The 25,846-nt window shown below is 40.9% G+C and carries 25 protein-coding genes and 1 riboswitch; of the genes, 10 read left to right on the top strand and 15 right to left on the bottom strand.

The window, feature by feature from the left end; genetic code table 11:
* Nucleotides 1-38: 38 nt before the first annotated feature.
* From L656_RS0118770 to L656_RS0118730, 9 genes are all read right to left on the bottom strand, one after another.
* Nucleotides 39-1,022, bottom strand: coding sequence for an IS110 family transposase (locus L656_RS0118770; protein WP_024599096.1), 984 nt, complete (start codon nucleotides 1,020-1,022; stop codon nucleotides 39-41).
* A gap of 270 nt (nucleotides 1,023-1,292) precedes the next feature.
* A complete protein-coding gene (locus tag L656_RS0118765; RefSeq protein WP_024600339.1) occupies nucleotides 1,293-2,042 on the bottom strand; it encodes a HesA/MoeB/ThiF family protein in 750 nt (249 codons plus the stop codon).
* Nucleotides 2,043-2,092: 50 nt separating this feature from the next.
* Nucleotides 2,093-3,628, bottom strand: coding sequence for a thiamine phosphate synthase (gene thiE, locus L656_RS0118760; protein ID WP_024600338.1), 1,536 nt, complete (start codon nucleotides 3,626-3,628; stop codon nucleotides 2,093-2,095).
* 9 nt (nucleotides 3,629-3,637) lie between these two features.
* The gene (locus L656_RS0118755; protein WP_024600337.1) at nucleotides 3,638-4,429 is read right to left on the bottom strand and encodes a thiazole synthase; all 792 of its coding nucleotides are present in this window, start codon (nucleotides 4,427-4,429) and stop codon (nucleotides 3,638-3,640) included.
* A 5-nt stretch (nucleotides 4,430-4,434) separates the two neighbouring features.
* Nucleotides 4,435-4,629, bottom strand: a complete 195-nt coding sequence (thiS, locus tag L656_RS0118750) for a sulfur carrier protein ThiS (RefSeq protein WP_024600336.1) — start codon at nucleotides 4,627-4,629, stop codon at nucleotides 4,435-4,437.
* A 7-nt stretch (nucleotides 4,630-4,636) separates the two neighbouring features.
* A complete protein-coding gene (locus tag L656_RS0118745) occupies nucleotides 4,637-5,647 on the bottom strand; it encodes an FAD-dependent oxidoreductase (RefSeq protein WP_024600335.1) in 1,011 nt (336 codons plus the stop codon).
* A gap of 105 nt (nucleotides 5,648-5,752) precedes the next feature.
* Entirely contained in the window at nucleotides 5,753-7,705 is a 1,953-nt protein-coding gene (gene thiC, locus L656_RS0118740; protein WP_024600334.1) for a phosphomethylpyrimidine synthase ThiC, read from the bottom strand.
* 142 nt (nucleotides 7,706-7,847) lie between these two features.
* Nucleotides 7,848-7,962: riboswitch (TPP riboswitch) on the bottom strand.
* Between the two features lie 107 nt (nucleotides 7,963-8,069).
* On the bottom strand, nucleotides 8,070-8,468 hold the full coding sequence (locus L656_RS0118735; RefSeq protein ID WP_010555269.1) for an META domain-containing protein: 399 nt from the start codon (nucleotides 8,466-8,468) through the stop codon (nucleotides 8,070-8,072).
* Nucleotides 8,469-8,594: 126 nt separating this feature from the next.
* A complete protein-coding gene (locus L656_RS0118730) occupies nucleotides 8,595-8,993 on the bottom strand; it encodes an acyl-CoA thioesterase (protein ID WP_024600333.1) in 399 nt (132 codons plus the stop codon).
* Between the two features lie 84 nt (nucleotides 8,994-9,077).
* Here L656_RS0118730 and L656_RS0118725 point away from each other — a divergent pair, with 84 nt between their 5' ends.
* Nucleotides 9,078-11,195: a TonB-dependent receptor gene (locus L656_RS0118725; RefSeq protein ID WP_024600332.1), complete on the top strand. Its 2,118-nt coding sequence runs from the start codon at nucleotides 9,078-9,080 to the stop codon at nucleotides 11,193-11,195.
* Nucleotides 11,196-11,896: 701 nt separating this feature from the next.
* On the opposite strand, the gene epmA is transcribed toward L656_RS0118725, so the two are convergent.
* Complete coding sequence (gene epmA / locus L656_RS0118720) at nucleotides 11,897-12,871, bottom strand: elongation factor P--(R)-beta-lysine ligase (RefSeq protein WP_024600331.1); 975 nt, start codon at nucleotides 12,869-12,871, stop codon at nucleotides 11,897-11,899.
* A gap of 56 nt (nucleotides 12,872-12,927) precedes the next feature.
* Entirely contained in the window at nucleotides 12,928-13,494 is a 567-nt protein-coding gene (gene efp, locus L656_RS0118715) for an elongation factor P (protein WP_010555265.1), read from the bottom strand.
* Nucleotides 13,495-13,535: 41 nt separating this feature from the next.
* On the opposite strand from efp, the gene epmB reads away from it, so the two are divergent.
* Nucleotides 13,536-14,549: an EF-P beta-lysylation protein EpmB gene (epmB, locus tag L656_RS0118710; RefSeq protein WP_033037183.1), complete on the top strand. Its 1,014-nt coding sequence runs from the start codon at nucleotides 13,536-13,538 to the stop codon at nucleotides 14,547-14,549.
* Nucleotides 14,550-14,557: 8 nt separating this feature from the next.
* On the opposite strand, the gene L656_RS0118705 is transcribed toward epmB, so the two are convergent.
* Nucleotides 14,558-14,767, bottom strand: coding sequence for a hypothetical protein (locus L656_RS0118705; protein ID WP_024600329.1), 210 nt, complete (start codon nucleotides 14,765-14,767; stop codon nucleotides 14,558-14,560).
* Between the two features lie 82 nt (nucleotides 14,768-14,849).
* On the opposite strand from L656_RS0118705, the gene L656_RS0118700 reads away from it, so the two are divergent.
* On the top strand, nucleotides 14,850-15,140 hold the full coding sequence (locus L656_RS0118700) for a hypothetical protein (RefSeq protein WP_002960798.1): 291 nt from the start codon (nucleotides 14,850-14,852) through the stop codon (nucleotides 15,138-15,140).
* A 50-nt stretch (nucleotides 15,141-15,190) separates the two neighbouring features.
* On the opposite strand, the gene L656_RS0118695 is transcribed toward L656_RS0118700, so the two are convergent.
* Nucleotides 15,191-15,682 (bottom strand): DUF3016 domain-containing protein, encoded by a 492-nt coding sequence (locus tag L656_RS0118695; protein WP_024600328.1) that lies wholly within the window; start codon nucleotides 15,680-15,682, stop codon nucleotides 15,191-15,193.
* Between the two features lie 281 nt (nucleotides 15,683-15,963).
* On the opposite strand from L656_RS0118695, the gene galE reads away from it, so the two are divergent.
* Nucleotides 15,964-16,980, top strand: coding sequence for a UDP-glucose 4-epimerase GalE (galE, locus tag L656_RS0118690; protein ID WP_024600327.1), 1,017 nt, complete (start codon nucleotides 15,964-15,966; stop codon nucleotides 16,978-16,980).
* Nucleotides 16,981-17,666: 686 nt separating this feature from the next.
* On the opposite strand, the gene L656_RS0118675 is transcribed toward galE, so the two are convergent.
* The gene (locus L656_RS0118675; RefSeq protein WP_007585050.1) at nucleotides 17,667-18,347 is read right to left on the bottom strand and encodes a Fe2+-dependent dioxygenase; all 681 of its coding nucleotides are present in this window, start codon (nucleotides 18,345-18,347) and stop codon (nucleotides 17,667-17,669) included.
* A gap of 77 nt (nucleotides 18,348-18,424) precedes the next feature.
* A complete protein-coding gene (locus tag L656_RS0118670) occupies nucleotides 18,425-20,605 on the bottom strand; it encodes a TonB-dependent receptor (RefSeq protein WP_024600325.1) in 2,181 nt (726 codons plus the stop codon).
* Between the two features lie 217 nt (nucleotides 20,606-20,822).
* Here L656_RS0118670 and L656_RS0118665 point away from each other — a divergent pair, with 217 nt between their 5' ends.
* From L656_RS0118665 to L656_RS0118640, 6 genes are read left to right on the top strand one after another with little or no spacing between them, the layout of a single operon-like run.
* Complete coding sequence (locus tag L656_RS0118665) at nucleotides 20,823-21,596, top strand: DUF3450 family protein (RefSeq protein WP_024600324.1); 774 nt, start codon at nucleotides 20,823-20,825, stop codon at nucleotides 21,594-21,596.
* The gene (locus L656_RS0118660; RefSeq protein WP_024600323.1) at nucleotides 21,596-22,921 is read left to right on the top strand and encodes a MotA/TolQ/ExbB proton channel family protein; all 1,326 of its coding nucleotides are present in this window, start codon (nucleotides 21,596-21,598) and stop codon (nucleotides 22,919-22,921) included. The genes L656_RS0118665 and L656_RS0118660 overlap by 1 nt, the downstream gene beginning before the upstream one ends.
* Nucleotides 22,914-23,294: a MotA/TolQ/ExbB proton channel family protein gene (locus tag L656_RS0118655; protein ID WP_002960812.1), complete on the top strand. Its 381-nt coding sequence runs from the start codon at nucleotides 22,914-22,916 to the stop codon at nucleotides 23,292-23,294. Before L656_RS0118660 ends, L656_RS0118655 begins: the two co-directional genes overlap by 8 nt.
* A 4-nt stretch (nucleotides 23,295-23,298) precedes the next feature.
* The gene (locus L656_RS0118650) at nucleotides 23,299-23,703 is read left to right on the top strand and encodes an ExbD/TolR family protein (RefSeq protein WP_010555259.1); all 405 of its coding nucleotides are present in this window, start codon (nucleotides 23,299-23,301) and stop codon (nucleotides 23,701-23,703) included.
* A gap of 1 nt (nucleotide 23,704) precedes the next feature.
* The gene (locus L656_RS0118645; RefSeq protein WP_024600322.1) at nucleotides 23,705-24,361 is read left to right on the top strand and encodes an energy transducer TonB; all 657 of its coding nucleotides are present in this window, start codon (nucleotides 23,705-23,707) and stop codon (nucleotides 24,359-24,361) included.
* Between the two features lie 19 nt (nucleotides 24,362-24,380).
* Nucleotides 24,381-25,808, top strand: coding sequence for a tetratricopeptide repeat protein (locus L656_RS0118640; RefSeq protein WP_024600321.1), 1,428 nt, complete (start codon nucleotides 24,381-24,383; stop codon nucleotides 25,806-25,808).
* Nucleotides 25,809-25,846 lie beyond the last annotated feature (38 nt).

Below are 25,846 nucleotides of genomic sequence, written 5' to 3'. Positions count from 1 at the left end.
GTAGATACCATCTCTCATTTTAAGCTTCAAGGTCGTATTTAACTTTCTTGGAGCTTAAACGCTTCTTGGTTTTTTATTACACCAAAACATATATGAATGAGCTTTCGCATATTTGCACACACAGCTTGCATCGGTGTTTTACCATTATTTATTAACGTTAACTTATGTCGTTTTATTGTTTTATTCCATTGCCCTGCAACAATGGCCGCCATATAAAGTTTACATCGAATTCTGGCTGGCCCAAGTTTACTGATTGATGTTCGCCCTTTTAATTTACCCGATTCATTATGCCGTGGAATTAATCCACAATAAGCCGCCGCTTCTTTGGCTTTATTAAATTTTTTAGCCGCAAATAAATACGTCAGCTCTCTCGATAATACGGGCCCTATGCCAGGGATAGACTCAAGTAGTTTCCTGTTTCTTTTTAAATCAGGTTCATTATCTATGTGGTTATCAATGTCAGATTTAAGCTGTTTAATTTCGTCATCTAAAAACGCGATAGTTACTTTTATCGATTGGCAAACACGCGCGGAAACGTTGCTGAATTCACTTGCTTCTAATCGGTTAGCTTCTCGTTGTCGGTTACTCTCAAGCGCATCTAAACGACGGATAAGGGCTTTAAGCTCTCTAACTTCTAATGCATCAGGTTGCCAATAACTAACGACTGCGTGCTTAGCACAGCCGTAATGAGCAAGCATCGTTGCATCAGATTTGTCTGTTTTATGAATTATGTTTAAAGCGTCTGCATACTTTTTAGCTTTACCGGGATTCGCTAAAATAATATTAAAGCCTTGCTCGTGTAAAAAATACATCAGTGCTTCATGATAAACACCCGTTGGTTCGAGGGTGATAACGAGCTCATTAGCAGCGCTTTTAGTTGTATTTAAAAGCCATTTTTCTATTGCTAAAAAGTCTTGATGCTTGTTTTTAAAGACTTTTGTTTTAATTTTGTTTGTAAGCTGGTCTCTCAACCACGATAAATCAATCTTCTCTTTACTAATATCAATGCCGATAAACATCATCTCTACTTACTCCCCTTGTACATACAGCATCTACTTAAAAAAAGTGTGCTTGGATACCATTCAGTTTGTGAGAATAGAAAGTCAGGGCTTTATCTACGGCGCAGTATTAAATACTAGGCGTAAAGGCAAGCTCACTGACTTCGATGTGATAAATGATAGCTAATCATTAATCAATGAGAGATACAAGGTGTGAAGCTTGCTCACGTTAAAAGCGTCAGCTTTTGGTTTCTTAACGCCACATGTAATAACAGGCACAAGCCCCTCAAAAACCTATTTTCCACACTCTTTACACTCTAAATCTTTAATCACTTTAAAGTGCTGTTGTTTTAAAGTAAGCGCATCAAAGGTTATAAACACAGCCCCCTCTGCATGCCCCAGCAATAAGTTGAGCGTGAGTTGCGCCTGCATAGAGCCAATTACACCCAGTAGCGGGCTGATAACCCCTGCGTTACTGCAATTTATAACGGGTGTAGCTTCGCCCTCTGAAAAAACACAGCCATAACACGGGCTATTACTTTGCCTAAAGTCAAAGCCCATTAACTGCCCTTTAGTTGCGAGTGCAGCACCAGAAATTAACGGTGTTTTATTAGCAATACAATAACGATTTACACTATAGCGAGTACTAAAGTTATCAGAGCAATCAAGTACTATGTCAGCCCCTTTTAGCATGTAGGCTGCATTACTCTCATCTAATTTTTTACAATGCGTTACTATATTTATTTGATTATTAAGACTCGCTAATACTTTACCCGCTGCGGCGACCTTGTTTTGCCCCAAGTGGTTTATTTTATAAAGCACTTGGCGCTGTAAATTTGAAAGTTCTACCTCATCATCGTCAATTAAAATAAGCGTTCCAATACCCGCCGCAGTTAAATACAAAAGTACTGGGCTACCTAACCCGCCTGCCCCAACAACCGCAACCGTTGAAGTTTTAAGCGTTAATTGCCCTTCAAGCCCTACTTCTTCAAGCAATAAATGGCGGCTGTATCGTAGGGTTTCTTTATCGCTTAGCTCATTCACTTTTACTGACCATATTAAGATTAGCCTTGTTAGTATTACCCTTGTTAGTATTAATGTGCACTGCTTATGGCCACTTGCAGAGCGCTTATGGCCTCTACGTAATTATCAGCCTCGGTAATCGCACGCACTACGGCAGCACTGCCTACGCCGGTTTTAGCTACCTGCTCAGCACGGCTTAAATCTATACCGCCTATTGCTACTGTTGGGTAACTTTGCATAAGTGGTACAAACTTAATCAGCTTTTCAAGACCTTGTATTTGACCTGTCATGTCTTTTGTTGTGGTTGGGTAAATAGCACCAAATGCCATGTAACTAGGGCGATAATTATGCGCACGCAGCATTTCATAAAAACCATGAGTCGAAAGCCCAAGCCTTAACCCTGCCTCTTTAATAGCGGCTAAATTAGCAATGTCTAAATCCTCTTGCCCTAAATGCACACCATATGCACCGTGCTTAATAGCTAACTGCCAGTAGTCGTTTATGAATACCTGTGCGTTGTATTGCTTTCCCAGCTCAACGGCTTGCTTAATGAGCCCATCAAGCTCATCTTGGGTTTTATTCTTAACGCGCAGCTGAGCTGTTTTAATGCCTTGTTGTAAGCACTTTTCTAGCCAATCGGTACTATCTACAACTGCATATAAGCCAAGCGATTTACTTTCGCACGTTGCAAAATCAGCAGCCATATTAAAATCAAGCGGCACATCAAAATCGAGTTCATCGCCAAGCCAGCTACCTGGCTCAATCACTTGTGGGTAATCTGCTAAATTAGTGGGGAATGAAGTCTGAGCAACCGGTCCAATTCCCTCGCCGTAGCGTACAGACTGTTTTAACCCTTGGTTTATATATGCTTTAGCTAAAATAAAGGCATCTTTTAATGGGTAGTCTTTAGCTAAACACGCAGCAATTACCGAAGCCATGCTACATCCGGTGCCGTGGTTATGCGGTGTTTGTATTTTTTGATTGCCAAGCCAATACTCTTCACCATTTTGCGTAAAATTATTTACACAATAATCAATACAATAGCCGCTTGGGTAATCCCAATGCCCGCCTTTAATAACAACGGCTTTTGCACCCCAGCTTAATAGCTTATTAGCCGCTTCTTTTATTGCAGCTGGGCCAATTAAATACACACCGGTTAATAACTGTGTTTCGTGGGTGTTTGGGGTTATTACATCCACCAGCGGCAGTAAACATTCTTTAATTGCGCTTACCGTATCTTCTTCTGTTAGTAAGTCACCGCTTGAGGCAATAGCAACAGGGTCATATACAATAACGGGAGGCACTGGCCACTTAGCTTTATAGTGACTTATATGTTCGCTGATCAACTGAATTTGCTGCACGTTGGCTAACATACCAATTTTAATCACTTTGGCTTTCATGTCTTTTTCAAGCGCTAGTAACTGCGATTCAATAATATCGGTAGACACTGCATTAATAGCTTCTACACCTAAACTATTTTGCGCAGTAAGCGCCGTAATTGCCGTGCAACCATGCACACCAAAACTTTGCATTGCTTTTATATCAGCTTGAATGCCTGCACCGCCGCCCGAATCAGAGCCAGCAATGGTCCATACTACGTTATTCATATTTTTTCCTTACTGCTGATGCCAAAATGGCATCCCCATTGTTGGGGTTGATGGGGCTGCAACGTCTTTTTCCGGCATCGCTTTTGCTTTGTATGCAAAGCGCCCCGCTTCAACTGCGGCTTTAAATGCGCGGCTCATGGTAATTGGGCAACCCGCCCCTGCAATGGCTGAATTTAATAATACCGCATCATACCCCATTTCGAGTGCTTGGCAGGCATGCGATGGCAAACCTAAACCTGCATCTACTATTAGTGTGGTATCGGGTAAGCGCTCTCGAATAGTTTTTAAGTTATAGCTATTTAACAAGCCTTTGCCTGTACCTATTGGTGCTCCCCACGGCATAAGAACCTCACACCCTAGCTCATTTAAGCGCTGGCAAAGTACTAAGTCATCGGTACAATAAGGCAGTACTTTAAAACCATCATTAATTAATATTTTTGTCGCTTCAAGTAACGCAAAAGGGTCAGGCTGTAAATTGTAATCATCGCCAATCAGCTCTAGCTTTATCCAATCGGTGGCAAATACCTCTCGGCACATTTTTGCAAGCGTTATGGCTTCTTTAACACTGTGGCACCCGGCGGTATTAGGCAGTATTTTTAAGCCTGTATTTTTTATTAACTGCCAAAAGTCATCACCTGCTGTTGCACTTTGCTGACGCCTAAGCGATACGGTTACAATTTCAGCACCAGAGGCGACTATCGATTGGGTCATAATATCAGGCGACGGATAAAGCGCAGAGCCTATTAATAAACGGCTATTTACTTGCTCACCATAAATAGTTAAACAGTCTTTAGTTTGCATGAGCTTTATCCGCCTTGAATGGGTGACAGCAACTCAACACTGTCGCCTTCATTAAGTACATAGTTACTGTGCTGACTTTGTGGAATAAATTCGCTATTAACAGCAACAGCAAAAGGCGCGGCTGCACCAAAACTTTGAAGTACCTCAACGAGCGCTTTGTTATTAACATTAAGTAGCTCGCCATTAATTGTAATGTTCATTTTATTCTCACTCTATTCGTGAAACTGCTTGTGCCACTAATGCCGGCGCCAACATATAACCATGTCGATATAAGCCGTTAATGCTAATTACATTACCAACTTGTGATACTTCTGGGCGGTTATCGCTAAATGCGGGGCGTAATCCGGTTTGAATATTAAGTAGTCGTGCTTCGGCAAACCCGCTATGTACGGTATAAGCGGCTGAAAGTAATTCAAGGGTTGAGCGCACTGTTGCCGCGCCGCTGTCTTGAGATTCGATTTCGGTCGCACCAATTACATATTCATTATTGGGTTTAGGCGCTATATAAATTGGATAACGCGGGTGCATTAAACGCACTGGTCGCGTTAAACTTACCTCTGGTGCGTATAACCTTGCTACTTCGCCGCGCACACCTCTAAGCGGTTTATCAACTTGAGTATTTTTAGCACCAAGCCCACGGCAATCAATAATGTAATCGAATGGTCGATTATTTATTTTGTTGTCGCTAATGGTTACGCGCTGATTAAATACAAACTTTACTTTGCGTTTGTTGAGCTGTGCAAAGCTGGCTTTATAAAATGCTTGGTTATCTATTTGCCCCTCGCAGGGTAAAAATAAGCCTTGATTAAAGCGCCCTGCAAGTTCAGGTTCAAGCTTTGTAATTTGTTGAGCATTTATATGTTCGGCAGTGTGATCAGCTAGCGGTTTTATACGCTGTGCAAAGCTTTGTAAATCGCCTTTGTCCTGTTGGTGCGCAATGACCAAAGTGCCTTGCTGCTGAAAAAAAACGTCACTTTCAAGTTCAGCAATAATACCCGGCCAGCGCTTCATTGAATCAAGGCCCATTAATGCTAAGTCAGCCTCGCATAATACCGACTCAGCCAGCGGTGCCAGCATAGCTGCAGCCACTTTACCGGCGCTATTTGGGGTTTGCTCATCGTCAGCTTCAAACACCGTTACATGATGCAACTTACTTAGCTCAAGGGCAGCTAAGCGCCCAGCTAAACCAAAACCCACCACAGCAATGTTATAAAACATAAAACCTCCAAAGCAGTTATTAGTAGGTGCGAATTCACTCGCACTTCTTCAACTTTTAAAGAAGCGAGGTATAAAACCTCACCTACGTCTGCATCTAACTTTTAGCTATACCGCTTTGTGGTAAATCTCTGAGCCTGTTTGCTTAAACTCAGCTGATTTAGCTTTCATTTCGGCTTCTACATCAACCATTTTGATTTCAATAGCCTCGCCAGCATCATTTGGATCAATACCGCGTGTTTCTAAATCTTTAGCGTAATCGCGTACTTCTTGGCTAATTTTCATAGAGCAAAATTTAGGACCACACATGGAGCAAAAGTGAGCTACTTTGCCTGATTCTTGCGGCAAGGTTTCATCGTGATATTCACGAGCACGGTCAGGGTCTAAACCAATATTAAATTGGTCATGCCATCTAAACTCAAAGCGTGCTTTTGATAAGGCGTTATCGCGCTCTTGCGCGCCTGGGTGCCCTTTTGCTAAATCAGCGGCATGCGCTGCAATTTTGTAGGTAATTAAGCCTTCTTTAACATCTTCTTTATTTGGCAGACCTAAATGCTCTTTAGGTGTTACATAACACAGCATTGCACAGCCGTACCATGCTATTTGAGCCGCCCCAATACCCGAGGTAATATGGTCATACCCTGGTGCAATATCAGTCGTTAGCGGGCCTAATGTATAAAATGGCGCTTCGTCGCAATGCTTTAATTGCTCGTCCATATTGGCTTTAATCATGTGCATTGGTACATGACCAGGGCCTTCAATAAATACCTGTACATCGTGCTTCCACGCAATTTTAGTCAGTTCACCTAATGTGCGTAGCTCACTAAACTGCGCTTCATCGTTAGCATCAGCAATCGAACCAGGGCGAAGTCCATCACCAAGTGAAAAACACACATCGTATTGTTTTAAAATTTCGCAAATGTCTTCAAAGTGCGTGTATAAAAAATTTTCTTTATGATGCGCCAAACACCACTTAGCCATAATTGAGCCACCGCGCGACACAATGCCGGTCACGCGTTTAGCCGTCATTGGTACATAACGAAGTAATACACCGGCGTGAATAGTAAAGTAATCAACGCCCTGCTCGGCTTGCTCTATAAGCGTATCGCGGAAAATTTCCCACGTTAAATCCTCAGCCACACCGTTTACTTTTTCAAGCGCTTGATAAATCGGTACTGTGCCAATAGGGACAGGCGAGTTACGTACAACCCATTCGCGCGTTTCGTGAATGTAGCGTCCCGTTGATAAGTCCATCACGGTGTCTGCACCCCAGCGGGTAGACCACACCATTTTTTCTACTTCTTCTTCAATAGATGAGCTAACCGATGAGTTACCAATGTTGGCGTTAACTTTAACTAAAAAGTTACGCCCTACAATCATAGGTTCGGTTTCTGGGTGGTTTATATTATTTGGTAAAATAGCGCGACCACGGGCTATTTCGTCGCGTACAAATTCTGGGGTAATAAATTCAGGAATACTCGCACCAAACGACTCGCCTTTATGCTGAGCGGCTAGTAATTCTTTACGAATTTCTGCACGCCCCATATTTTCGCGAACGGCTACGTATTCCATTTCAGGAGTAATAATCCCTTGGCGTGCGTAGTGCATTTGCGTTACGTTTTTACCCGCGATACCACGGCGAATTTTTGGAAGGTGATCAAACCGAATATGATCCAGTCCTTCATCTGCCATGCGCTGCTGCGAAAACTGCGACGTCACTGATTCTAAAACCTCAGTGTCACTACGGCTTTCAATCCATTGCTCACGAAATTTTGGTAAGCCTTTGCGTACATCAAGTTCAAAATTAGGATCTGTATAAGGACCCGACGTATCGTAAACACGTAGCGGATCATTTGACTCATAAACAGGGTTTTCATCTGTGCCGCCAATAAACGTATCACTTAATGTGATTTCACGCATACCAACGCGCACGCCAGGTTGAGTACCTTCAACGTATACTTTATGAGAATTTGGGAACGGTTGACCCGTTAAGTTATAAATATATTCAGACGCGGCAGCACGAGTTTCTCGGCGTGACGCTTTATTTGTAGTATTTGACATGACTTGCCTCATTGCTTAAGGGTTGTCTTGTCAGATATTCCGAGGAATAGAGAAAGATCGTAAAGTAGCGTACATGCTACTTTGCAGCCTAAAAAAACAAAATCACTTTATTGTGCGCATAAAAAAAGACGCACAAGCGTCCTGATTTAGGCAGCTTGTTCCCTACGCAGGTATTAACCTGATCAGGTTCACGGATCCCGCTTTCGCGATCTCAGCCACAAACTAATTACTTAGCTTTGGCACTCCGACAAGTATTGATATATAAATTCTGTTCGTTGATTTGAAGGTATTACCCAACAAATCTGCACTGAGTGTACGTCAGTTAAAAACTGCCCGCAAGGGGCTGTTTTTCAAAAACTTAAAATTATTTAGGGATAAACACAAATGTTTGCTCGCCTTGCATGACTAATTGCTGGTCTTGCATTTTAAGCTCGGCACCTTGCTTTAAGGCTTGTAATAACTGCTGCTCAAACTCATCAAGGTCTTCGCCGCACGACTTGCGCGTCATTCCTAGTTTACTTACGGTAAGGTTACTTTCTTCAAGCGAGCCCTCACCAAAAAATTTGTTACAGCCAGCAAAACCGTTTACTTGCAGTGCTTCAATAAAACTCATTGATGCATTAAACGAAGGTGGAATTGCTAAACCATCAACACGTGATAATTGCCATTGGGTGTATTTAAGCTGCTCACTGGTAACCGTCCCTGTTGATGCGCAACCAACACATAAACCGACTATAAGCATCGGTATTGCTGCTAATTTCATGCTACTACTAACTAATTGTCTAATTAATATAATTGTAACAATATTTATGCCCTTTATCCGTTAAAAATGCATGTTTTAAATGTAAATTTTTGTTCTATGATAGTTTAAAAGTTATACAATTAAGCACTAAGTTGTAGTTTTGAATACGTTATCTATTTGCTCTGGTAAAAACGGCCTACCTTTTTCATTAACGGACGTTCCTATAACCAGTGCATTGAGCATTACTTTTTCATCGCTTTTACGTATAACCGTTTGCTTAAACGCAAATTTTAAACGACTAATACGCTGCGGCTCTACAGCCACATAAAATTCATCCCCAGGTAATAGTGAATGTTTATAGTCCATTTCGCTGCGCATCACGACTAGGTTAATTTTATCTTTCGCTAATTGAGCAAAATCAATACCGTGTGCGGACAAAAATTCATGGCGAGCATGCTCTAAATAATTAAAATAAACACTGTTATTTACGATACCTTGTAAGTCACATTCGTAATCACGTACTTTGAAGTCAACTTTAAAGGTCATATTAGTAATCCTGATTATTTAACGTATAATTGCCGCGTTTATAGCACATGTGTTTAAATAATTGCTACCATACGAGTCCCTAAAATGGAGTTAAGTAACCCAATGAACTTACGTTTGTCTTTAATTACTGCCGCACTTTTACCGCTGCTTGGTGCACCAATTGCAGCTAACGCTGATGATAGCGACCTAGAAAGAATTGTTGTAACCGGCGATTTTCAGCGCGAAAACATTCAAACTTTAAGCGCGAGTGCGAGCTTATTCAGCGAAGATGAAATTAATCAACGTGGTGCAAGTTACTTAGACGAAATGTTAGGCAGTGCCGCCAATGTAAATTTTGCATCTGGTGCGTCGCGTGGTCGTTACATCCAAATTCGTGGCGTGGGACTTCGCTCACAATTTGTAGACCCTATTAATCCATCTGTAGGCTTAGTAATTGATGGCATTAACTATTCTGGACTTGGTGGCAGCTCATTATTATTTGATATAGACCAAGTAGAAATTTATCGTGGCCCACAAGGTACACGCTTTGGCGCAGACGGTATGGCCGGTATGATCCAAATGGGTTCAGCTAAAGCCACGAGCGATCCAAGTTTAAAATTACAAGTAGGTGCTGGCACATACAACACACGTGAAGCAGGCATTGCAGCAAGCACAGGCTTAACAGATGACACTAGCGCACGCGTTAGCTACTTTCGCAGAAAGTCAGACGGTTACGTAGATAACTTGTATTTAAATGACGAAACACAAAATCAAGACGAACAAGTAGCCCGCTTTAAAATAAACAGTCAGCTTACAAAGCATTTAAATACTGAGTTAAACCTTCACTATATTGATATAAACAACGGTTACGATGCATTTACGCTTGATAACAGCCGCAATAGTGTTGCCGATGAGCCAGGGCAAGATAATCAAGAAAGCTACGCAATCGGTGTTAATAATACTTACACGGGTTTTGACGCTTTTGATGTAAATCTAAACCTCTCGGCTATCGATACCGAATTACTTTACAGCTTTGACGAAGACTGGGTATGTAACGATACAAGTGAGCCAAAGTTATGTGCTGCAGGCTTACACCCTGATGGATACAGCTCAACCGATCTTTACAGCCGCGATCGCGACGATCAGTCTGTAGATTTACAGTTTAACTCTAAAACAGGTAACTGGGTTGCGGGTATTTATTACCAAAACCGTGACGTTGACTTAGAGCGCCAATACACATGGCTAGCAAGCCCATTTTCTTCAACTTACGAAACGAGTAACGTTGCAGTATATGGTCAAGTAGCTACTCCAATTGGTCCTAAAACAACATTAATTACAGGTTTACGTGTAGAGCAATACCAAGGCGACTACACCGATAGCAATGGCTTTATACAAGACACTGACGACGTAATGGTTGGCGGTAAAATAGCGCTAGAGTATCAAGTAATTGATCGTACGATGATCTACACCAGTATCACGCGTGGCTACAAAGCTGGCGGTATTAACTCAGAAGCACTAGCTAAAGCGAAAGATGAAGGCTTAAACCTAAGCGCTGATTTTTTCCAGCAACACACCAGTTTCGACCCTGAATATTTATGGAGCGGCGAATTTGGTGTTAAAGGCTCATCGCTTGATGACAAATTTACACTTCGCTTAGCTGCATTTTACATGCACCGCGACGATATTCAGTTAAAAGCATGGCAAGTAGAAGGCCAGCAATTTACCGGTTATGTTGATAACGCAAGCTCTGGTAGCAACTACGGACTAGAAGTTGAGGGAAGTTACCAACTAACTGATAATCTATTTTTAACGGGTAGTGCTGGTTACTTAAACACTGAAATAGACGACTTTGTAACACAATCAGGCTTAAATCAAGACGGTCGTGAGCAAGCGCAGTCACCTAAATACCAGTATGCGTTTACTGCACGTTACAACTTTACTAACGCATTTTACGGCATGGTGGGTATTGAAGGTAAAGACGATTACTACTTCTCTGATAGCCACAACTCACAAGCACCAAGCAGCAACTTAGTTAATTTAAGCTTTGGCTACGAAGCAGACATGTGGGCAGTTCGCGCATGGGCTCGTAACGTGTTTGATGAAACGCTCCCTACACGTGGCTTTGAGTTTGGTAACGATCCGCAAGATGGTTACCAAACGCATACCTATACACAACTCGGTGAGCCTCGTGTAGCAGGTGTTACGTTTACGCTTAATCTGTAAGGCATAATAGTTGGCTTTCAACTAAAAGCTTTCAGCAAGCAATAAAAAACACCGCGTTTAAATTAAACGCGGTGTTTTTATATAAGAAGTAAAAATTTGTTGTAGACGTAGAGCTTGCTCACGTGAGAAGCGAAGCTTCTGATTATTTAGAGTTAAGTATAATCGACATATAATCAAACAACTTTTTAAAGCTTCGCTTTCACGCGCCAGCAAGCTGTCCGCCTAAAGAGAATTCATAGCACCGAGTTCAATTTTATGGCTGTGTTGTAGGCGTCGAGCTTGCTCACGTGAGAAGCGAAGCTTCTTATTACTTTAAACTAACCAAATAAAAAGCCCTTAAAGCTTCGCTTTAACGCGCCAGCAAGCTGCACGCCTACAGGCTAAGCATCACGCTCTTTGCACATCAAATAAGTAACAATAAAACATGTGGTAGACGTCGAGCTTGCTCACGTGAGAAGCGCTGCTTCTAATTACTTTAAACTAACCAAATAAAAAGACCTTAAAGCTTCGCTTTAACGCGCCAGCAAGCTGAACGCCTACAGAGAATTCATAGCACCGAGTTCAATTTTATGGCTGTGTTGTAGCCGTCGAGCTTTCTCACGTGAGAAGCGAAGCTTCTTATTACTTTAAACTAACCAAATAAAAAGACCTTAAAGCTTCGCTTTAACGCGCCAGCAAGCTCTGCACCTGCAGGCCAAGCATTACGCTATTTGCACATCAAACGCTATTACGTCTTTAATTTTCTCTTTGTTTGTTGCAAGCATTATCAACCTATCAATCCCCAAAGCAACACCAGCGCACTGTGGTAATCCATGCTCCAGCGCTTTAATTAAACGTGTATCCATTGGTACTTGCTTTAAACCGTTTTCAGCGCGGTATGCATTATCTTCATTGAAACGTTTAGCTTGCTCACTAGCATTTGTCAGTTCGTTGAAGCCGTTAGCCAATTCCATATTTTTGTAATAAAGCTCAAAGCGCCCTGCTACTCGCTCATCGTGTTCACAAATTTGAGCAAGTGCCGCTTGAGAAGCTGGAAAATGATACACAAAACATGGCTTAGCCTGCCCTATTGTTGGCTCTACTTTCATACAAAATAATAATTGCAGTAAGGTATCTTTATGCGTTTCATTTTGGGCTATATCAGCAAACCCCTGCTCACAAGCAAGCTGCCTTAATTGCTCTATATTTGCGGTTAGCGGGTCAAGTCCGAGTGCTTGTTCAAACGCTTCTTGATAAGTAAGTCTAGTTGCAGGCTCGACACCTAAAACAAGCTGCATAAGCTCATCCATTTCATCCATAAGTGCAAATTCATCAAAGCCTGGGCGATACCATTCCAGCATAGTAAATTCAGGATTGTGATGACTACCCGCTTCTTCATTTCTAAATGCTTTACAAAGCTGAAAAATAGCGCCTGAGCCTGCTGCTAACAAGCGTTTCATGGCAAACTCTGGAGATGTTTGTAAAAATAAAGGAAGCCCACCAGCATGCCCTGGACCTACAAATGTGGTATTAAAACTAGCTAAGTGCACATCGGTTACACTGGCAGCACTTAAGCTTGGCGTTTCTACTTCTAAAACATCACGTGCATAAAAAAATTCACGAATGCGACGTAATATCGCTGCGCGTTGTTTTAGTGTTTCAATGCTTGCGCTTGGGGCCCAAAGATCTGCTGACATATTTTCTCCAAAAAAAATCCCAGCGTAAGCTGGGATTTTATAAACAATGTTAAAGCTTACTTAACACGGCTTACGTATTCACCGTTACGGGTGTCTACTTTAATTACTTCGCCAATTTGTACGAACAATGGAACTCGTACTACAGCACCTGTGCTAAGCGTTGCTGGTTTACCACCAGTACCCGCTGTATCGCCTTTAAGGCCAGGATCTGTTTCAGTGATCTCAAGCTCAACAAAGTTAGGTGGTGTAACAGCAATAGGGCTGCCATTCCATAATGTAATTGTGCATAAATCATTTTCAACTAACCATTTTACTGAATCGCCTAGTGCTTTTTCGTCAGCAGCAATTTGCTCAAATGTTTCGTTGTTCATGAAATGCCAAAATTCGCCATCTGTATATAGATACGCTAAATCAGTATCCATTACATCAGCACCTTCAACTGATTCACCCGATTTAAAGGTTTTTTCAAGCACCTTACCAGAGATAAGTTTACGGATACGAACACGGTTAAACGCCTGGCCTTTACCAGGTTTTACCATTTCATTTTCTAAGATACTGCAAGGCTCGCCGTCCATCATAATTTTTAGGCCGCCCTTGAACTCGTTGGTGCTATAATTCGCCATCGTTTCCTCTATTTATATTTTTTCGAGTAATCTACATGCCAATGATACAAAGAAATGAAGCAAATTTGCATAAAAACTGGCAAAAAGAATTAGCAAATGTAGTTACCTGCCCAAAAACCTTGCTTGAAATGGTCGGTTTATCGAGCCAAGTCCATGAAAACGACCTAAAAGCCCGTAGTTTATTTCCGGTACGTGTGCCTATCCCTTTTATAAAAAAAATACGCAAAGGCGATCCAAACGATCCTCTTTTGCTACAAGTTATGCCACGCCATCAAGAATTTTTGACTAAATCGGGTTTTAATAAAGATCCTCTACTTGAGCAAGATAACGACCAACCAGGCCTTTTACATAAGTATAAATCACGTGTTTTAGTGATGTTTAAAACCGGCTGTGCTGTAAATTGTCGTTACTGCTTTAGAAGGCATTTTCCGTATCAAGAAAACCAGCTTAATAAAAAAAGCCTGCTAGAAACACTGAGCTACATAAAATCAGATGCCAATATAAACGAAGTGATTTTAAGTGGTGGCGATCCACTCATGGCCAAGGACGATGCAATAAGCTGGTTTTTAGATGAACTTGAGCAATTACCACAAATTAAACGAATGCGAATTCATAGCCGTTTACCAGTAGTTATACCTGCGCGAGTGACCGATGAGTTATGTGAACGATTAGCAAAATCGCCATTAAAAATTATTTTTATTAATCACATAAACCACGCAAACGAAATAGACGCTGATTTTAAAGCCGCTATGCAAAAGCTTAAACAAGCAAACGTAGCGCTTCTAAACCAAGCTGTAATTTTAAAAGATGTGAATGATACGCTCGATGCACAAATAAATTTAAGCGAAGCGTTATTTGACGCAGACGTATTACCGTATTATTTGTATTTGCTAGATAAAGTTGAAGGGGCCAGCCACTTTGATATTAATGAAGCGCAAGCAATTGAAATAATGGCAGAGCTATTAAAAGCTCTGCCTGGATTTTTAGTGCCTAAATTAGTAAGAGAAATCGGTGGTCAAAAAAGTAAAACACCTATCGACCTTAAGCTAATTTAAAGCAGCATTTAAACATATATATTTACGTTGTTACCCAGTGATGCAGTCGCCGATTTAGCCGGTGTTTGCGCACTTGACGATTGCGCTGCACCTTCAATAAGTGCAAGCGCCGCAGCGCCATCAGCTAATTGCTGTTTTTTAGACAAAGCAGCAGTGTAAAGCTCACTGCCTTGGCCTGAACCAGACATAGCTGGTAAATTTCCACCTGATATATTCATAATTATAAGCCTTAATCAACCTGACTTTTAAATGTAATCCACGTATTATGTCGGCCATGCAGCACAAAGCTTTAGGAAAACCATGGATTCTATTATTGAACAACTCAACACTAACTTAAAAATTGTTTATCGTCAGGCACTTGATGCCGATAAAAAATTAGACGAATTACAACAACAAGGCCATGGCAAATTTAAAGCCTTATTTGCACAAGATGCCGGTTTTAGCTTTGAAGCTAAACGTTTTAAGCCTTATGTTCTTGATGTAGCCGCTGACGTAGAAAGCTTATCTAACGATGGTTTTGATGAAGAAAAGCTTAAAACAACCGTTATTAAGTTACAGCAAATACTAACGCTGTTAGCTACTTTTAAGTAATATAATCAGCTTAAAAAAATGCCGCTATTTAGCGGCATTACTATTTTAAGTTAATCTAAACTTGGTAATATTTGTTCACCAAACCACTCTGTTAGTAAGCGTTTTTCGTAATAGAATGATTCGTCGCGGCCCATTTTAATTTTATCCATAAAGCCCATATCTTTAAGCTCCACATCAGTATCTTTACTTAGAACTGTACCGTCTTTATCGGTTAACGAATAATCTAGCTTAATGCGTGGAAAATAAATGGGTTTCACTACACGAATTTCATCCATACCGCCATAACGCACATCACCCGCTAAATCTAAATCAGTAAACTCTACGTTTAATTTATAATCTTTTGGCAATTGTTCGGCTAGTTTAGCCATATGCTTTTCGAAACTTGCTGCCACACTTTTGTGATATGAGCTCTTAGTTTGATTTGACGCTCGCACATCACGATAATCATTAAAGTCATGCCATTTAACAACAGACTCGCCCGCATGGGCAAGTGCAGGCAATGCGATACACATTGTTGCTGCTATTTTTTTAACTAAATTCATATCTTTCTCCAAAGAGGTAGACCAATCACAAAGGTGTAGATTGGAATAAACCTAGCATTAGCTATTACTAAACCCAGTTTAGCACTTGTTTATTAACTATAACTTAATCTTACGTATAAAGTGTTACTTATAGCGAGCGAAATGTAATCAAAATTATTAATATTAATTCATATAAATATCATGATTTACTGTAAATAATAAAAGTCACAGATAAAGCATGTAAACCATCTCAATTTATGGTGAAATTAGCTTAATTGATAAAAGGTACCCACGGAGCTTTCATGACTATTTTAGTAACCGGTGGCGCAGGCTATATTGGCTCGCACACTGTTTTAGAACTTTTACAGCAAGGTAACGATGTTGTTGTTATTGATAATTTAAGTAACTCATCACAAGAATCACTTGCGCGCGTAAAGAATATTACAGGCAAAGAAGCCACTTTTTACCAAGGCGATATTCTCGATAAACCCTTTTTAGATTCAGTATTTGCAAAACACACAGTTGATAGTGTTATACATTTTGCGGGTTTAAAATCAGTGGGCGAGTCGGTTGCAAAGCCTGTTGAGTACTATCAAAACAATGTACAAGGTACGCTTACGCTTGTTGATGCAATGCGCGACGCAGGCGTATTTAAGTTAGTATTTAGCTCGTCAGCCACGGTATACGGCGACCCTGCAAGCTTACCAATTAAAGAAGACTTCCCTGTAGGTGGTACTACTAACCCTTACGGCACATCTAAGTTAATGGTTGAGATGATGCTACAAGATATCGCTAAATCAGATGAGCGCTTTGCGTTTGCTATTTTGCGTTACTTTAACCCAGTGGGTGCACATGAGTCGGGCTTAATTGGTGAAGATCCTAATGGTATCCCAAATAACCTTTTACCGTTTATCGCACAAGTAGCGGTAGGTAAATTAAAGCAACTCGCTGTATTTGGTGATGACTACGACACAGTTGATGGCACAGGCGTGCGCGACTACATCCACGTTGTAGATTTAGCTATTGGGCATTTAAAAGCGCTTAATAAAATTGCCAGCAGTACGGGTGCATTAGTTTATAACCTAGGTACTGGTAACGGGTATTCTGTACTACAAATGGTTAATGCATTTATCAAAGCAAGCGATCAGGCCGTTCCCTATCAGGTTTCGCCTCGCCGCCCTGGTGATATTGCAGCGTGTTATGCCGCACCAGAAAAAGCACTTAATGAACTTGGTTGGGAAGCAGTACGCGGTATAGACGAAATGATGCAAGATACGTGGCGTTGGCAGTCAAATAACCCAAATGGTTATAAAGGTTAATTAAAAAAAGCTTCGCCCTTAAAATAAGTCCGCGGTATCGAGCCGCGCATACCGAGTATCTTAAACACCGAATTCAATTTGTGGCTGCGTCGTAGGAGTAGAGCTTGCTCACGCGAAAAGCGCAGCTTTTAATATTCAAACTGATTGTTACCTACTTTTGGCTCTCTAAAGCGCAGCGCCCTCTTAATCTCTTTGTGAATAAATCACTTAAAATCTTATTTACAAAGAGAACTAAAAGAGGAGTAAATGAGAAGACACCAAAGCATATAAATTACGAGCTTCGCTAGTCACGCTAGCAAGCTGGGCGTCTACAAGTAATTTAACCACAGCGTTAAATTTTGACTGTAGGCATGAAGCTTGCTCACGCGAAAAGCGCAGCTTTTAATTATTAAAACTGATTGTTACCTACTTTTTGGCTTCTCTAAAGCACAGCGCCCTCTTAACCTCTTTGTGAATAAATCACTTAAAATCTTATTTCACAAAGAGGAGTAAATGAGAAGAGACCAAAGCATATAAATTACGAGCTTCGCTCGTCACGCTAGCAAGCTGGGCGTCTACAAGTAATTTAACCACAGCGTTAAATTTTGACTGTAGGCATGAAGCTTGCTCACGCGAAAAGCGCAGCTTTTAATTACTTATATTTAGTTACTTATATCTAATATCTAATATCTAACAACAACTATTTTTTATGTCTGCGCCCACTGTCTTAGCAAGTTATGATAAACCCCTGTTAATTGAATAATCTCTGGGCTATCTTCTACTTTGCTGCGCAAACTTTGAATCGACATATCTAAATCAAATAACAAACCACGTTTTTCGTCGCTGTTTACCATGCTCTGTAACCAAAAGAATGAGGCTAATCTACGCCCACTCGTTACAGGCATTACACGATGTAAACTCGTTGAAGGGTACAACACCATACTACCTGCTGGCAGCTTTACACTATGTGAGCCATAAGTGTCTTCAATAACAAGTTCACCGCCCTCATAATCTTCGGGGTCATTAATAAATAAGGTCATTGATACATCTGTACGGATTTTTACTGGCGTGCCCGGCACTTGTCTAATCGCATTATCTACATGCACACCAAACGATTGCCCACCTTGATAACAGTTAAAAAGCGGAGGGAAAATTTTTGCAGGAAGCGCCGCCGACATAAACAAATTACTGCGCGCAAGTGCTGCCATTATAATGTCGCCAAGCTCTTGGCATTCAGGGCTATTTTCAGGTAGCTGTAAGTTATTTTTTGCTTTGGTTGATTGATGCCCTGCGGTAATACTGCCATCGGCCCACTGGGCTTTAAGCAAAACCTCATGACAATAAGCCACTTCTTCTTTCGTTAATAGCTCTGGAATTTTAACTAGCATGTGCGCCCTCTCACATTTTCATCAAATAATTAAGGGCAGAGTTAACTCTGCCCTTTTATGCCGTACTTATTTTACTCTTAGAAAGAATAGCTCGCTGTTAAACTAAACTTACGACCATCACCTGGTACAAAGTGTCCACCACCTAACTGATCCACGTAATCTTTATCACCTAAGTTTTCACCATTAAACTGCAGGCTCAAATCTTTTGATATGTCATATGCAACCATCAGGTCAAAAATAGTATAACCTGGCGCACGAGAGCGTGTTGACGTAGTGCCGTTGTAACGCTCACCTACATATTGCGCACCTAAACCAAACGATAACTTATCCGACATATCGTATGTAGTCCAAACACTTGCGCTATTTTTAGGTGTACGTGCAAGCTCGTTACCAATTTGAGTTGCGTCGTCGCCTAATGCTTTAGTTACTTCGCTATCTTGGTAAGTGTATGAAGCAATTACAGTCCACTCTTTAGTAATTAGGCCAGTTGCTGAAAGCTCTAAGCCTTGTACGCGCTGTTCACCACCGAGTATTTCGTCACTTGAGCTATCTGCAAATGGGTCATCAGTACGGGCATTGGTTTTTTCAGTACGGAAAAGTGCAGCATTAGTTTGCAGGCGACCATCCATTAGGCTCCATTTAGTTCCTAATTCATAACTGCGGCTTTCTTCTGCGTCTAAATCAGCTGCATTTGAACGCGTAGATACCGTTAGCCCTTCAGCCGATGGGTTAAATGAATTACCTGCGCCTAAATATACACTGCCATTTTCTGCTGGTTTATAAACTACTGCTGCATTCCAGCTAAATAAATCGTCACTTGTAGAAATTAAAGCACTTGGGTTAGCGTAATCGTTATGGTAATCCGTAGTAAAGCTATCAAAGCGAATTCCGCCCGTAACTTCCCATTGCTTGTTAAGTGTTACTGTATCAAATGCATAAATAGCTTGGTTTTTAGCTTTAGCTTCAATGCTCGTACCGTCACGGCCATACACACCCGTAAATGCAATTGTTGCGTCAGGGTTGTATAAGTCGTTGCGTATTCCATCTTCAATTAGGTTATCAGGTGTAGTTGCAACAAAGTTATGACGTGTAAACGTTTCATTTGCAAGTTCAGCACCCACTACAACATCATGAGTAAAGCCAGCAAACTCATAGTTACCAATTAAATCAACTTGAAGTGCAGCAAGTGAATTTTCTGTATCACGTGTTTTTTCATCTGCAAAGGTAATATCAGTGTCTGTTGTAACCGAGAAATAACGCGGTGCAGTTGTTACTGACTCACGCTTAACTTTACCTAAACGACCTTGCACACGTAATGTAGTATTTTGAGAAAAATCATACTCATAACGAGCTGTTGTTGAGTAGGCTTCAATATCTTCGTAATCACGGTAAATATTACCGTAAAAGTTATCAAAATCGACAGGAGAAGGTGAGCGCGCGCTATCTGCAAGTTCAGCTACAGGCGTATCGCTGTAAACCCACGGAATGCCGTAATCTGGTAAATTATCTTGGCGTTGATACTCTAGGTTTAAATCAAAACGGCTGTTTGTACCAAGTCCTGTTGCAAATGCAAACGCAACAGCATTTGTTTCATTTTCAACATGGTCGCGACCTGCAACATCACCTTTATCAGTAAGAAGGTTTATACGTAGCGCGCTTGTATCGTTTACTTGAATGTTAGTATCAAAACGACCACGGTAATCGTTTTCTGTGCCTAAACGTAGCGAAACGTCGTTAAAGTTGTCTAACTTCGCCTTTTTACTTTCTAAATTAACACTACCACCTGTTGCACCACGACCAGAAACTGCTGAGCCTGGGCCTTTTGCAACTTCAACGGCTTCAATGTTGTAAATATCACGTGTGTAACCTGCAACATCGCGAATACCATCAACAAAAATATCATTTGTTGCACTAAAACCACGAATCGACATGCTATCGCCAGTAGGTGAGCCACCCTCACCTGCAGCTAAAGAAATACCTGAAACATTACGTAAAGCATCACGTAGGCTATCTACGTTTCTATCTTTCATTACCGCTTGGTTAATTACCGTTACAGTTTTAGCTGTATCGAGTAGCGGTTGAGTGTATTTATGCGACGTTGATTTTTCTACAACATAGCTAGACTCAGTTTTAGTTTCTGCTTTGGTTACCGATAGTTCTTGAACATCCTGTGCACTTGCCCAAGTTGAAAGCGTAGCTGTAACAACCGCTGCAATTGGCTTCACGTACGCATTTCCTTTATTCGATGGCTTACTCATGGTTACTCCGTAGTTTTTATTAAGCACTTAACTATTGTTAATTTAAGGTACATATTTAATTTCGGCGAAATCCTACCACTCAAACAACGCAATGTAAACGATAACTGTTATCAATTGCATTGTCATGTGAATTCCTATATTGTATACACACTCAAAAATTAACAGTAATTACGTCCTTGTAATTACTTGTCGTAACTTTCAGGATTGTTGTTAAGTAATGCGAAGCTTAATTAAACCAATTAGCGTAGTTATCGCGCTTTGTAGCACCATGGCAGTAAAAGCCGACACAGTTAGTGAGCTAGAACAACTCGTTAATAAATGGCTACAAATAGAAAATCAAAACACAGAATTAAATACTCATTGGCTTGAACAAAAAAGCAGCATGGAGCAAACCTTAACGCTTCTTAATGCTGAGCAGCAGCAACTTAGCGAGCTTAATCAGCGAAGAAAAAAAAGCACCAGTGAGCTTACCCAAAAACGCGAACAGCTTGTTACTCAGCAATCAGAACTTGAAAATGATCAACAGCAATTGAACGACCAACTAGCACGTATTTCTGGGCAATTACTTTCATTACAAGTGCAATTACCTCCGCCACTTTTAAGTAGTTGGAAAAACACTGGTGATTTAAGCGACTCACAACTCAGTACAACTGACAAATTACAAACAGCGCTAAAAATGCTGACCCTACTTAATGATTTTCAACAACGTATTTCAATTCACGAAATGGCTATTAAACACCCTGACGGGCAAGAAGTGTGGGTAAAGCAGCTTTACTTAGGTGCAGCTCAAGCATGGTTTGTAAGTGAAGATTTAAGTTACGTAGGTATTGGTTTTCCAAGTGACTTAGGTTGGCAGTGGGAATTTGACCCAAGTATTAATGCTGAGCAAGTTGCACTGGGTATTGCTGTACAGCAAAAAAAGCGCGCTGCTGATTGGGTAACACTCCCAATATTAAGTTATGTAAATAAAAACCAGCAAGGGGCTAAATAATGGCTACTAACAGCATAATTGCAGCATTTAGCGCCACAGTGTTACTTTTTAGTGCAAATATTTCTTTTGCAGCTAGCAGTGATGATGCTAAACAAAGTATTTTAAGTGATATTAAAACAGCGCAACGTACTCTAAATAAAACTCAAAATAGTATTTCAAAAGAGCAAGCTACCCTTGCAAAGCAAATTTTTACCAAGCAGCAATCGCTCAGTAAATTACGCGCGCAAGCAGCCGTTAATCGCCGCCTAGCTGACGAAAATACGTTAAGCCTCGATCAGTTACAAACCCGATTAGACACTTGGCAACAGCAGCAGCAATACCAATTAAACTTACTTAGCCGTTTTGTGCGCCAAAATACCAGCAATAGTGCTAGCAGTAACGAGTCGATTAATAATCAGAACGAGTTATTAAGCCGCGTTATATCGCAAATTAATAATCAAGAACAGGCACTTTACCCACACTTTAATAAGCAATCGATTGTGCTCAGTAATGGCGAATTAAGCCAAGCTAATACCCTTCAAGTAGGTCCTGTTGCATGGTTTAGTACGCAAACACCTAAACTTATGGGCTTATTAAATTTGGATGATGAATCTAATGCATTAAAAGTAGCGTTAGTGCAATCAACAAGTAACGATAACCCACTCGATAATACTTTAAATCAAAATGGTGCAGGCTCAACATTACTTACTTTTGATCCTAGTTTAACGCACTTAGTCACGAGCCAAGCTCAACAAGAAAGTCCGCTTGAACACTTAGAAAAAGGCGGCTTATGGGCTATCCCTATTATTTTGTTTGCCTGCTTTGCACTAACTATTGCGCTATTAAAAGCCGCACAACTACTGCGTTTAAGTAAAATTAAAATGCACTCTCAAATGCAATTACAGCAATTTTTTAAAGCTGAAAATAGCAGTGAATTTGCAGGCATGCAGCAGCAGTTATTTAACTTAACGCTGCAAAGCGAAAAAGGCCAAGTACGAGACGATCAATTATTTAATCAGTTAATTCACGATAAGCATAAACTCGATAACTTTATTGGCGCTATTGCCGTTACAGCTGCGGTAGCTCCACTACTTGGCTTGTTAGGTACTGTTAGCGGCATGATCGAAACATTTAAAATGATGACCTTGTTTGGCTCAGGCGACCCAGAAGTTGTATCGGGCGGTATCGCACAAGCACTTATAACAACTGAATTGGGTTTAGTCGTGGCCATACCTGCTCTGGTATTAAATGCACTGCTATCGCGTAAAGCAAAAGCGTATTACAGCCAACTAGAAGGCTTTGGATTACAGCTTAGTCAACTAGAAAAAGGAGAAACCAATGTTTGAGAAAATCGTTAGTAACCCTATTTGCTGGTGTATTCTTTTACTCGCTTTATTTGTATACCAGCTAATTTTTCATGACCTACTGCACCTTAAACAATACCAAGCGCAGCGCAAAGGTTATTGGCAAGAAGTTAGCTCTATTTTAACAGCAGCGCTTCCGCTACTTGGTTTATTAGGCACCATTGTTGGTTTGCTTGATACATTTAAAGTAATGGCGCTGGGCCATAACGAGTTAATGAGTGACGCCATTGGTGATGCATTACTAACAACTCAATTGGGCCTTGTGTGCGCTATTCCTGCGTGGTTAATGCAAGCATATTTAGCGTATTCTCAGCGTAATCCTAAATTACATACATTAAGTAAGCAGTTAGGGTAACACTATGCAATCACGTTTAAAGCACAAGCTAGAGCAAGAAGCGGGGCAACATATTGATATGTCGCCACTACTTGATGTGGTATTTATATTGCTAATATTTTTTATTGTTACAACCGTATTTGTACGCGAAAGCGGCGTTGAAGTTGATAAACCACAAGCCGTATCGGCCAGTCGTCTTGAGCAGCAAGTTATATTTTTAGCAATAACCGACTCTCAACAAGTATTTTTTGATGGTAGCCAAATTGGTGTTGCTGGCGTGCGTAGTAGTGTCGAGCAAATGTTAAAACAGCAACAACGCCCTGTGGTTATTCAAGCTGATAAAACAGTACCTACTGAGTTACTTGTTCAAGTAATTGACGAAGCAAAGCTGGCAGGCGCGGCGCAAGTTAACTTAGCGACCAAGCAATAATATGCACACGATTAACCCGCTTCAAAAAACAAAAAACAATCGCCATCCACTTTTTGCATTTGGCCTTAGCTTAATTGTACTTAGCGCTGCATTACTGCTTTTATGGCTTGGGCAACTTGCAGAGCATCATATAAAAGACAAAGTAGTTGTGCGCGAAATTGCCATGGTGGCACTGCCACCACCTCCTCCACCATCAATATCGCAACAGCAAACAAGTGAGCCAATGCAAAGCTTATCGGTAGAAGGTGCAGGCGCGTCTATTCAAGCCGTAAAAATTAAGATCACCAGCAATTTAAGTATTGTAAAACCCGATACACCCAACGTAAAAGTAAACGCGCCACAATGGCAATCAATGAGTGTAAATTGGGATGCATTTAGCTTAAATCAACTCGATGGTCTCCCAACTTTGCTTACTCCTGTTAAGGCCGTTTTACCAAAAAGCTTAACCCGTCGAGGTGTTGATGTATTTACTGTAAAACTCGATGTATTTATTGATGAAAGTGGCAAGTTAAGTTTAATTGAGGTAGTACAAAATCCATACCCTGAACTTAAACCAGCTATCGACAAAATTATTAAACAAAGCCGCTTTAGTGCACCTAAAAAAGAAGGTGAAACCGTACGCGCTCGCTTTATTTGGCCAATCGAATTTAAACCTTAAGCCTATTAAAATGAAAAACATGAACGTAATTAAAACGCTAAAACCATTAACTCGCGCAGTTATCACTACTTTAATGTGCTCACTCCCTTTATTAGGTGTAAGTAGCGTGCATGCAAGCGCCGTGAGTACACCATTAAAAAGTGCGCCACTAAAAGTAACTTTATCGCCTAGCGATCCAACATGGCAGTTAGCTATAAATAATAAATTATTAGGCCCTACAGAGGTTCTTATTGAACCGACCGAGCGCGGTTTTGCTCGCCAAGTGCAACCACTATTACAAGCCGGTAATTACAGTGAAGTCGCTGCGCTATTTAAAGGCCGTGATATAAATCAAGATAGCACTGCTTTAAACTTATTACGTGCACAAGTACTGCTTTCAACAAAGGACTTTAATAACGCTGAACTAGCTTACCTAGCGTGTTTAAAAGCTTCACCTGATTTAGTAAAAGCACATCAAGGTTTAAGCCTTTTATACATGCAACAAGCAAAGTATGCCAAAGCACAAACGCACCTAGTTCACAGTATTGAACTTGGCCAAGCTGACGCACAAAGTTATGCGCAACTTGCTTATATACACGTGCAGCACAGCCAACCTTGGAGCGCAGTAGCGGCGTACCGCCAGGCGCTAATGCTAGCGCCTGAAACAAGCCAATACCAACAAGGGCTATTGTATGCGTTAATTGAATCGGGTGATTTAAATCAGGCAAATGCATTATTAAAAGAATTACTTAATAAAAGCCCTGATAAAGCTGAACTTTGGCTACAACGTGCACAAATAGCATTACAGCTTGATCACAAAAATCAGGCGCTTGCTGCTATTGAAGTGGCCTTAAAACTTAACCCTAAAGATACCAGCAACCAGCTTTTAGCAGCCCAGTTGCATTTAAGTGAAGGCAGCACTGAACGCGCTGTTAGTTTATTAAAGCAAGGTTTAAAACACGCAAATAAAAAACAGCAAATTGAGGTTATTAATACCACGATGCAAACGCTAGCTTGGCTTGTATCGGAGCAAAAATGGAATTTAGCTAAAGAGCTAATAGGCAGCGCAAAAAGATTAACTAAGCAGCTACCCCGTGATGAACAAGCTCAATTTTCTGTATACAGTGCACAACTTGCTATGCAGCAAGGTAATACTACGCGCGCTCTTAACAGCTTAAATAACGCACTTAAAATAAGCCCGAATTTAGGTGATGCCCTACTTAGTTTAGCGAGTATTTATCGCAGTAAAAATCAGCTTACCCAAGCTAAACTTATGTATGTTCGTGCACAAGCCCTACCTGATTATCAACTATCGGCATGGCTTGGGTTATCGCAAATAGCGATTGATTCTAAAGACTATTCGAGTGCGCTCAAGCATCTTAGAAGAGCATTACAAGCAAACCCGGAGCGCCAAGACTTAATTACTAATATTCGCGCCCTTGAGAATATAGTACGCCAAGAAGGATAAGTTTAACGCCGTGGTTACATTTACTTGTAGACGCAGCG

Origin of the sequence: Pseudoalteromonas sp. TAE56, assembly GCF_000497955.1 — a bacterium.
Classification (GTDB): Bacteria; Pseudomonadota; Gammaproteobacteria; order Enterobacterales; family Alteromonadaceae; genus Pseudoalteromonas.
Note: the sequence above shows the minus strand (reverse complement) of the source record. Positions and strands in the feature narration are given on the sequence as shown.

Excerpts from the sequence above, each read along its gene's own strand:
- L656_RS0118745 (WP_024600335.1), bottom strand. The coding sequence starts at position 5,647 with ATGTTTTATAACATTGCTGTGGTGGGTTTTGGTTTAGCTGGGCGCTTA.
- efp (WP_010555265.1), bottom strand. The coding sequence starts at position 13,494 with ATGGCGAATTATAGCACCAACGAGTTCAAGGGCGGCCTAAAAATTATG.
- L656_RS0118705 (WP_024600329.1), bottom strand. The coding sequence starts at position 14,767 with ATGAATATATCAGGTGGAAATTTACCAGCTATGTCTGGTTCAGGCCAA.
- thiC (WP_024600334.1), bottom strand. The coding sequence starts at position 7,705 with ATGTCAAATACTACAAATAAAGCGTCACGCCGAGAAACTCGTGCTGCC.
- galE (WP_024600327.1), top strand. The coding sequence starts at position 15,964 with ATGACTATTTTAGTAACCGGTGGCGCAGGCTATATTGGCTCGCACACT.
- L656_RS0118770 (WP_024599096.1), bottom strand. The coding sequence starts at position 1,022 with ATGATGTTTATCGGCATTGATATTAGTAAAGAGAAGATTGATTTATCG.
- L656_RS0118755 (WP_024600337.1), bottom strand. The coding sequence starts at position 4,429 with ATGCAAACTAAAGACTGTTTAACTATTTATGGTGAGCAAGTAAATAGC.
- thiS (WP_024600336.1), bottom strand. The coding sequence starts at position 4,629 with ATGAACATTACAATTAATGGCGAGCTACTTAATGTTAATAACAAAGCG.
- L656_RS0118655 (WP_002960812.1), top strand. The coding sequence starts at position 22,914 with ATGTTTGAGAAAATCGTTAGTAACCCTATTTGCTGGTGTATTCTTTTA.
- L656_RS0118640 (WP_024600321.1), top strand. The coding sequence starts at position 24,381 with ATGAACGTAATTAAAACGCTAAAACCATTAACTCGCGCAGTTATCACT.
- thiE (WP_024600338.1), bottom strand. The coding sequence starts at position 3,628 with ATGAATAACGTAGTATGGACCATTGCTGGCTCTGATTCGGGCGGCGGT.
- L656_RS0118645 (WP_024600322.1), top strand. The coding sequence starts at position 23,705 with ATGCACACGATTAACCCGCTTCAAAAAACAAAAAACAATCGCCATCCA.
- L656_RS0118725 (WP_024600332.1), top strand. The coding sequence starts at position 9,078 with ATGGAGTTAAGTAACCCAATGAACTTACGTTTGTCTTTAATTACTGCC.
- L656_RS0118695 (WP_024600328.1), bottom strand. The coding sequence starts at position 15,682 with ATGAATTTAGTTAAAAAAATAGCAGCAACAATGTGTATCGCATTGCCT.
- L656_RS0118700 (WP_002960798.1), top strand. The coding sequence starts at position 14,850 with ATGGATTCTATTATTGAACAACTCAACACTAACTTAAAAATTGTTTAT.
- L656_RS0118735 (WP_010555269.1), bottom strand. The coding sequence starts at position 8,468 with ATGAAATTAGCAGCAATACCGATGCTTATAGTCGGTTTATGTGTTGGT.
- L656_RS0118660 (WP_024600323.1), top strand. The coding sequence starts at position 21,596 with ATGGCTACTAACAGCATAATTGCAGCATTTAGCGCCACAGTGTTACTT.
- L656_RS0118665 (WP_024600324.1), top strand. The coding sequence starts at position 20,823 with ATGCGAAGCTTAATTAAACCAATTAGCGTAGTTATCGCGCTTTGTAGC.
- L656_RS0118670 (WP_024600325.1), bottom strand. The coding sequence starts at position 20,605 with ATGAGTAAGCCATCGAATAAAGGAAATGCGTACGTGAAGCCAATTGCA.
- L656_RS0118730 (WP_024600333.1), bottom strand. The coding sequence starts at position 8,993 with ATGACCTTTAAAGTTGACTTCAAAGTACGTGATTACGAATGTGACTTA.
- epmB (WP_033037183.1), top strand. The coding sequence starts at position 13,536 with ATGATACAAAGAAATGAAGCAAATTTGCATAAAAACTGGCAAAAAGAA.
- epmA (WP_024600331.1), bottom strand. The coding sequence starts at position 12,871 with ATGTCAGCAGATCTTTGGGCCCCAAGCGCAAGCATTGAAACACTAAAA.
- L656_RS0118650 (WP_010555259.1), top strand. The coding sequence starts at position 23,299 with ATGCAATCACGTTTAAAGCACAAGCTAGAGCAAGAAGCGGGGCAACAT.
- L656_RS0118675 (WP_007585050.1), bottom strand. The coding sequence starts at position 18,347 with ATGCTAGTTAAAATTCCAGAGCTATTAACGAAAGAAGAAGTGGCTTAT.